The organism is Candidatus Aramenus sp. CH1 (genome assembly GCA_022678445.1).
Lineage (GTDB): Archaea > Thermoproteota > Thermoprotei_A > Sulfolobales > Sulfolobaceae > Aramenus.
In genome coordinates this window covers 288,967-296,220 of sequence record JALBWU010000001.1, presented here as the reverse complement: position 1 = coordinate 296,220, position 7,254 = coordinate 288,967, and the positions used below count along the sequence as shown (strand labels likewise).

The 7,254-nt window shown below is 52.7% G+C and carries 5 protein-coding genes; 3 read left to right on the top strand and 2 right to left on the bottom strand.

Going from position 1 to position 7,254, the window contains the following annotated elements:
* Positions 1 to 409: 409 nt before the first annotated feature.
* Positions 410 to 1,678 carry a M20/M25/M40 family metallo-hydrolase gene (locus MPF33_01595; protein MCI2413936.1) on the bottom strand — a complete coding sequence of 423 codons (1,269 nt, stop codon included), beginning with the start codon at positions 1,676 to 1,678 and terminating at the stop codon, positions 410 to 412.
* Between the two features lie 33 nt (positions 1,679 to 1,711).
* Here MPF33_01595 and MPF33_01590 point away from each other — a divergent pair, with 33 nt between their 5' ends.
* Together MPF33_01590 and MPF33_01585 are read left to right on the top strand one after the other, a co-directional pair.
* Positions 1,712 to 2,035, top strand: a complete 324-nt coding sequence (locus MPF33_01590) for a hypothetical protein (GenBank protein ID MCI2413935.1) — start codon at positions 1,712 to 1,714, stop codon at positions 2,033 to 2,035.
* Entirely contained in the window at positions 2,032 to 3,801 is a 1,770-nt protein-coding gene (locus tag MPF33_01585; GenBank protein ID MCI2413934.1) for a chloride channel protein, read from the top strand. Before MPF33_01590 ends, MPF33_01585 begins: the two co-directional genes overlap by 4 nt.
* Here the strand turns inward: MPF33_01585 and cadA are convergent.
* Positions 3,760 to 6,018, bottom strand: a complete 2,259-nt coding sequence (gene cadA, locus MPF33_01580; GenBank protein MCI2413933.1) for a cadmium-translocating P-type ATPase — start codon at positions 6,016 to 6,018, stop codon at positions 3,760 to 3,762. The two genes, MPF33_01585 and cadA, sit on opposite strands and share 42 nt — an antisense overlap.
* Before the next feature lie 208 nt (positions 6,019 to 6,226).
* Between cadA and MPF33_01575 the strand changes: the two genes are divergently transcribed.
* Positions 6,227 to 7,246, top strand: a complete 1,020-nt coding sequence (locus tag MPF33_01575; GenBank protein ID MCI2413932.1) for a stage II sporulation protein M — start codon at positions 6,227 to 6,229, stop codon at positions 7,244 to 7,246.
* Positions 7,247 to 7,254: the final 8 nt, after the last annotated feature.

Genomic DNA, 7,254 nt, shown 5'->3' with positions numbered 1-7,254 from the left:
CTTAGAACCTTCTTGTACTTCTCGTAATACTTGTACCACGCGTCATTGAGGTTCACTTTCTTTTCTTGAAAGAATTGCTGTCTCTCGTAGTTAATCTCGTTCCACAGCTTTGCTGTTGCGTCTGCCAACTTCCTCAGTTTCCTCTGTTTACCCACTTGGGAAGAGCCTTACGACGATTGTTCTGACGCTTCCCTCTGGCATTGCGGGGGTAATCGGCTCCCGCCCCTCATCTTTAGTTCGCCAAAGGAAGCGCCATAAAAGGAAATTGTTTTTATACTTTAAAACCTTAACCCCGCCTTAAAAGGCGAGGTTTTTTTATCAGCGAATTTTTACCGACTCTAACCAAGGGACAAAAAGGGACATAATACGATTCCTTGACACGTTGTCCTTGCTAGTGTTATCTTAGAGCCTATTTCTGTAGCTCCATCACGAGCTCCTTCATCCAGTCCATAGCCTTAAAGTAGTCCTCCTTGTATATATGTTCGTTAAAGGAATGTATGTTGGAGCCGTAGTACCCTACCCCTACTCCGTCCGCAATCTGGTTATTGTTAAGTATCCTCGCGAAGGCCTCCATAGGACCAGTTCCGGGGGAGTTGGGCATCACGAGTGGGTCGACACCGTACACCTCTTTAGCTGAGGAGATCAAGGCCCTCGCTATCTCGCTGTTAATTGACGTCCTGTAGGGCCTCACCTTGCCCCACACCTTAAGCTCTAGGTTGCTGGGCAATACCTTCTTAAGTTCCTCAAGCACGTCCTCAGGGTCTTGGTCTGGCACAAGTCTGAAGTCGAGCTTGGCGAAGGCGTATGAGGGTATCACTGTCTTCGACCCCTCTCCGGTGTACCCAGCGTATATCCCCGCCACGTTGCATGTAGGCTCCTCGACTAGCTTCCTCATGAATTCCTCGGGGACGCTTTGGCCCAGTGCCTTCTCCACCTCTTCCTTAGACCCTCTCAAGTACTTCACTTCCTCCTCGGTGAGCCTTTTAACCTTGTCGTAAAAGCCCTTGATCCTCACTTTTCCGTCCTCAGACCTTAGGCTTGTCAAGAAGTAGATAAGCTCCCAAGCGGGGTTCCTGGCTATAGGGGCGTACATGGAGTGCAAGTCCTTTTCCGTCCTCGCCCTTATCTCCACGTAAAGGAGTCCCTTGACGCCTAGGACTATCTCAGGGGAGTTATCGGCTCCCCTTCCCGCTCCCTCCCAGAGCACGTAGTCGGCTTTAAGCCTCTCCTTATAATCCTGAAGGAAGTCCTCTATGAAGGGGCTCCCTATCTCCTCTACCCCCTCGTAGACGAACTTTACGTTTACCTTTAGCTTTCCCTCCTTTAGCAGCTGAAGCACAGCCTGGAGCCTTGCCATCAACGTCCCTTTGTCGTCTGCAACCCCCCTCGCGTATATCTTCCCGTCCTTCTCCACGGGCTTGAAGGGGTCAGTGTCCCATTTCTCTAGAGGCTCTGCAGGCTGGACGTCGTAGTGGTTGTAAATCAAGAGGGTCTTCTTGGCCTTTACGTCTATCTCCCCGATCACGTAGGGGTTGACAGCCTTGTGCCTAACCAGCTCAGCCTCAATCCCCCTTTCCGTCATGAAGTCCACTAGGAACTTGGCACCTTCCTCTCCCTTCCCCTTAGCTGAGGTTGTATCTACCTTGAGGAACTCGAAGAACTCGTCCAGCAAAGACATTACGTTTTTTTACACTGCGGGACTAAATACTTTATGGGTTCCATGATAAAGTTAGCTGAGTACGTTAGGCACTCCTTGACGGAGCCCGTCCTCCTCGTTTACTTGTACAAGAAAGTGGAGGACGGAAAGGTGGTCGCTGCCTTTAGGATCCAGATGTACAGGAACATGGCCTTCGTGGTCTACGAGGACGACAAGCTCAGGGGAGGCGAAGTGGTCGACATTATGACGGGGTCTGTGGAGAGCGTGGTGAAGGCAATAGAGAAGTACTATGAGAAGGACGTCGACGACCTTGTAATATACGGGGAAGAGAACTACGTGGACCAGCTCCTTAAGGCCCTTGAGGTGAAGGGGCATTGAAGGTGTCCCTGCCCTACTTCGAGAGGTGGTTCTTTCTAGGACTTGTGATAGGGGTCATCACGGGGCTCTCAATAACCGCCCTCTACGAGCTCGTGAAGGTCTTCGACTTCCTGTTCATCAAGGGGCTAGTGGGAATGGACTATCCAGAGCCCCTTGGGGAAGGAGGGAGCGCCCAGTTTCACTTCCACGCTGAGAGGTACTTCCTCATACCCCTTGCTATAGCCCTCGGCGGGCTCCTGGTGGGAGTAATCTCCATCTTAGTCCCAGAGGTAGAGGGGTCTGGCACAGACTACGCCATAAGGTCGTTTCACCGCTACCAAGGGAGGATGAGGTGGGTGGTCGCCCCCTTCAAGCTCCTGGCGTCGGCGCTGACCATTGGCTCCGGCGGTAGCGCTGGGGAGGAGGGCCCCTCTGCCCTCATATCATCCTCCCTGGCCTCCTCCATAGTCAAATTCCTCTCGACGTCCCCGGAGGATAGGAGGGTTGCCGTGGCGGTGGGGATCGGTGCCGGTATAGGGACCATACTTAAGGCACCCATAGGTGGGGCAGTGCTCTCAGCTGAGATCCTCTACTTGAGGGACCTCGAGCCCGAGGTTATCTATCCCTCCTTGGTCGCCTCCTCAATAAGTTACACTATCTTTGGCTTCTTCACTGGGTTTTCGCCCATCTTTGGTCAGTACACGGAATCCTTTGACCCCCTCAGGCTTCCCCTCTACGCAGTTTTGGGAGTAGCGAGCGGGCTAGTGGGCATCTTATACGCTAGGAGCTTCTACGCAGTAAACAACGCCTTCAAAAGGATAAGCCCTAGGTTCTTAAGGCCCGCTATTGGAGGGGCACTAGCTGGGTGTATAGCGCTGATGGCACCGGAGGTCTTGGGGGAGGGGACTGGATGGATAAACCTAGTGGAGCTTGGGAGACTGTCTTCCCTCTACTCCCCTGTGTTACCTACGTTGGCCCTTCTAGTGTTGCTCCCCTTCCTGAAGATAGCCTCCACAAGCCTAACGGTAGGCTCAGGGGGTAGCGGGGGAGTTTACGTACCAGCTCTCTTCATTGGGGCATACCTAGGAGGGGCTATGGGCCTAGCCTTCCACTCCCTCTTCCCGGGGGTGGTCAACTCCGTCGCCCCCTTCGTGGTCATAGGCATGATGTCTGTGTTTGCTGCAGCGGGGAAAGTGCCCCTGTCCATGATCATTATGGTTACTGAGATGACTGAGAGCCTTCAAGTGCTTCCAGGGGCCATGGTCGCCGTGGCCTTGGCCTACCTAGTCTCAGGTAGCGAGACCATCAACGGGGCACAAGTGCCCACTAGGAGGGACTCCCCAGCGCATAGAGCAGAATACGAGGTGCCGGTTATGAGGGAGCTAAAAGTCAAGGACTGCGAGCTACTACAGCTGAGCGCCTCAGTAGACTCTACGGTAGAGGAGGCGAGGAAGTTAATGGAGGACAATAACTTGATGAGCGTCCCAGTCACTGACAGGGCGGGAAACTTCGTCGGCGTCGTTTACATGAGGGAGCTCCAAGGGAAAAGGGGAGACGACCCCTTGAGAAAGTACGTGCTGACTGGAGTGCCTACCGTTTCCCCTAATTCCAGCCTTGAGCACGCGTTGGAGGTAATGGGCAGGAACAGGACCAGGTGGGTTAGCGTAGTGGAGGGAGACAAGTTAGTGGGCATCCTAACACTGGAATCCTTGTTTAAGGCCTATGAGAGAGAGGTCTCGAGGAAGTCAGCTAACCAGGGACCAAGTTACGACGAAGACGCTGTTTAGGCTCATTGCGAGGGCTGAGTACTCCGGCGGTAGGTACAACGCAGGGTAAAAGAGACCGGAGGCTATCGCTACCAAGACCGAGTTGTAGGCAAAAGCCCATGCTAAATTCTCCTTTATCTTCCTCACCGTCCTCCTCCCCATCCTCTCCAGCTCCAAGATGGAATTCACGGATGGCACTATCACGTCACCCGCGTACTTGGCTATGTCTGTCCCGGAGGAGACCGCTATACCAACGTCGGCCTCCCTTATGGCTTGGGCATCGTTAACGCCGTCTCCCACGAACACCGTGAGCCCCTTCTTCCTCATCTTCCTCACCAGATCCACCTTTTCGTCTGGGGAGAGGCCGAAAAAGACCTTAACGCCTAGGTCCAACTTGGGGTCTGGGTCACCCGTGGCTACGTAAACCTCCTTACCCTGCTTGACGAGCTCCCTTATCATCGTCACTGCGTCCTCCCTTAGCTCGTCCTCCACCACGATGCTCCCAACAACTTTCCCGTCGACGCAGACCAGAATGCTCTCTTCCCCATTTCCCTCGCAGTTTCTGAGCACGAAGTCCTTCTTCCCAACTATTATGCTCTTTCCCTCCACTATGCCAAAGACTCCCTCTCCAGGGAAGTCGGAGAAGTTCTCCACCTTCAACTTCCTCTTCGCCAGCTTGGCGATGGCCTTAGCTATAGGGTGGGAGCTGTAGCCCTCTAGGTTCGCCACCGCATTTAGGGTCTCCTCGTCCACTGTGACCTTTGTGACCTTAAACTCTCCCTTCGTTAAGGTACCGGTCTTGTCGAAAATGAACACTTTGGCTTGGTCTAGCTTCTCCATTGCGTTCCCGTCCCTTACCACTACTCCCTTCTTAGCCAACTTGTTTACGCTAGTTAGTACTGCCATCGGGGTGGCTAGGCCGAGGGGGCAGGGACAAGCTCCAGCCAACACTGCCACCGAGAACAGGACAGCCTCATAAGTGGGAACGCCCATGAGCAGTTTCCAGACGAGGAAGACGACAACTACAATGGATATGATCGTGGGGACGAAGACCTGCGACACTCTGTCCACTAATTTCTGAATGGGAACTTTGACGTTCTGCGCTTCCCTCAACGCTTGGACTACTTGGGCCAAGTAAGTCCTATTTCCAGCCCTAGTTACGTACACCTTGAGGGCTCCAGACACTAGGGTGGAACCGGCTATCACGGGAGAGCCCTTGACCTTCCTTGAGGGTCTAGCTTCCCCCGTGAATATTGCCTCTTCTACTTCTCCCATCCCCTCTTCAACTACGCCGTCAGCAGGGATCGTCTCCCCTGTCCTCACTACTACAACGTCCCCTATCCTCAGCTTAGACGAGTCCACTTCTACTTCTCTTCCTTCCCTAAGTGCGTGGGCCTTTACCGAAAGGAGCCCCGCTACCTCGTTGGTTGATTTTGCCTTCAAGTACGCCTCCAACGTCTTCCCCACCAAGATGAAGGTGATGAGGAGCGAGATAGAGTCGAAGAAGGTTGGACCACCGCCTAGGAAGGAGTAGAGGCTGTAGAGCCAGCCAACGTTTGAGGCAAGGGAGACCAAGGTGTCCATGTTGGTCGTCTTGTTCTTGAAAGCCCGCCACGCCCCCAAGTGGAACCTCAGCCCCGAGTAAAACTGTACTGGTACTGAGAAGAGGAGGGCTAAGAAGGTCAGGCCTGTGTACTGGAAGATCAAAGTCAGCGGAGTGAACGCAACGCCAACAGCCAGGGCGTAGAGGTAGCCCCTGAGTTCCCTCCTAGACGCGAGAACCTCAGGGACTTCCTCCTCCCCTGCCAGTACTGAAACTTTGTAACCCTCCTTCTCCAAGGCCTCTCTTATCTCCTCCGCCTTGGTGGACAGCGGGTTGAACTCGACGTAAACAACGCCGTCTACGTTTACAATCGCCTTCACGACTCCGGACATCTCCTCCATCTCTTCCCTAAGTCTCTCCACCTCCTCTGGGTTGAGCGAGACCTTTAACGTGGCCCTCTGTGTGACGACGTCGTAACCTGCTTTCCTTACGGCCTCCACAACGTCCTTGAGCTTCGCGCCAGAAAGGCTCACTTTGGCCTCTCCGCTAGCCAAGTTCACGTTTACATCCACAACACCCTTCACCGAGGAGACTGACTTGGACACAGTGGCGACGCAAGTGGCGCAGTGCATTCCCACGACCTTTAATTCCTCGTTGCGCAACCGCAAAGTTATCTTCCTTTCCTCTTTCTCCATACGTTATTTTCACTGTAAAACGATTTATCTTTTTTTATTTACACTTGTTTCATTCTAGCTAGATATAGTGACGGACGTAACCAATAGCTCGCCTACGCCCTAGAAGGTTCACGAAGAGGAGTTACATCCCGTCCTAAATGAACCTTTTTCCCTGTTTAAAATAACATTTGGAAAACTTATATAACCTATTAGTACCACCATAATACTTATGAGGCCGATAACAAGACTTATCCTAATATTCTTTGGAATTGAGTTGGCAATATTCCTAGGAGTCTCCGCCATTCCAGTCAATAACCCAGAGATGGCCCAGACCTTCTCCTCTACAGTTTCTAGCACAGACTCCCTCCCCTACGTACTGCTCTTCCTGACCATATTCTCCCACAACTTATCAATTGCGTTAGTGGACTTCCTGCCTGTCATAGGTATAGGCGTGTTGCTCTTCTCCATTGGTTCCACCGCATACGTGCTAACGTCCTATACCACTACAGTATATCACATTCCCGGAGTAGTGGACGCTATAGGACTCATGACCCTCCCTCACAGCTGGTTGGAGCTTCCTGCTTACGCCGTCGCTGCTGGAGCTGGGACTTACGCAATCTGGAAGAGGGACTGGGTTAGGTCCCTTCTCATGGTTCCCTTTGCGGCTTTGGAGCTACTCTTAGCGGCTATGGTTGAGGCTGCCGAGATCTCGTTCCCGTCCTTGTCGTACTTTATGTGGATTCCAGGGGCAATTGCAATAGTTGGTCTGTACTTCCTCTACGAGTACCTCCAGAGAAAGGCAGACAATTACCAGAAGGTCGGCGTTGGTAACGTCAATGCCTATTCAAGCCAAGGATATCAATACCCCGCCCAGTACCCTACTTACTATTATCCCGCTTCCCAACCACAATACGCGAACCCACAGCTCTCACTGCAACAGGAAGTCAGCTCCATGCTCTACAGGGCCCAGATAATGGAAAACCAAGGAAGGATACCGGAGGCAATGCAGGCCTATTGGGACGTGGTGGTCCTATTAGTCAAGGAGGCCTCCATCAAGTCCGGCTTCATGCCCATAACGCTTCAGGACTTCTTCAACACAGTGAACTTGTTGGGCCAGAAGTTCTATCCCGAGCTACCAACCCTCTTCCAGGGGGCTTACAACAGCAAGTCACATGGCAACTTCGAGGAGTTCAAGGGATACGCGTTACCTCTCATCTCAAAGTTGAAGAGCATCTTGGGCATAAGTTAGCAATTTTT

Bases quoted from the DNA above. Each gene is read 5' to 3' on its own strand.
- MPF33_01595 (MCI2413936.1), bottom strand. From the start codon at position 1,678: ATGTCTTTGCTGGACGAGTTCTTCGAGTTCCTCAAGGTAGATACAACC.
- MPF33_01590 (MCI2413935.1), top strand. From the start codon at position 1,712: ATGGGTTCCATGATAAAGTTAGCTGAGTACGTTAGGCACTCCTTGACG.
- cadA (MCI2413933.1), bottom strand. From the start codon at position 6,018: ATGGAGAAAGAGGAAAGGAAGATAACTTTGCGGTTGCGCAACGAGGAA.
- MPF33_01575 (MCI2413932.1), top strand. From the start codon at position 6,227: ATGAGGCCGATAACAAGACTTATCCTAATATTCTTTGGAATTGAGTTG.